The sequence below is a fragment of the Pseudaminobacter sp. Soil_N_29 genome, from assembly GCF_057656055.1.
On record NZ_JBDGLC010000044.1, the window covers coordinates 1 to 374 of the forward strand.

Consider the following 374-nt stretch of genomic DNA (forward strand, 5'->3'; position numbering starts at 1 on the left):
ATGCCGCGGCTCGACGGCTTCGGCTTCATCGAGAAGGTGCGCGCCGACGCCGCCTGGCGCGGCATCCCGATCCTGGTTCTGACCACCGAGAGCGACGCGGCCAAGAAAGACCGGGCGCGGCGCGCCGGGGCGACGGGCTGGATCGTCAAGCCGTTCGACCCGGCCAAGCTGATCGACGCCATCCGCCGCGTGGCGGCCTGAACCGACGAGGACCCCGCCGTGGACGCAATGGCAACCATCAAGCAGACCTTCTTCCAGGAGTGCGAGGAGCAGCTTTCCGAGCTCGAGGCCGGGCTTCTGGCGATCGAGCGCGACGCGGCCGAGCCCGACACCGTCAACGCGGTGTTCCGCGCCGTGCACTCGATCAAGGGCGG

Annotated in this window: 2 protein-coding genes; both read left to right on the forward strand. The window is 70.1% G+C overall.

Going from position 1 to position 374, the window contains the following annotated elements; genetic code table 11:
* Positions 1–201 (forward strand): response regulator (locus AC3A4H_RS23660; RefSeq protein WP_487768889.1); only part of this gene is annotated, 201 nt, incomplete at its 5' end.
* A 27-nt stretch (positions 202–228) separates the two neighbouring features.
* Positions 229–374: Hpt domain-containing protein (locus AC3A4H_RS23665; RefSeq protein WP_487768875.1), on the forward strand; the 146-nt coding region annotated here is incomplete at its 3' end.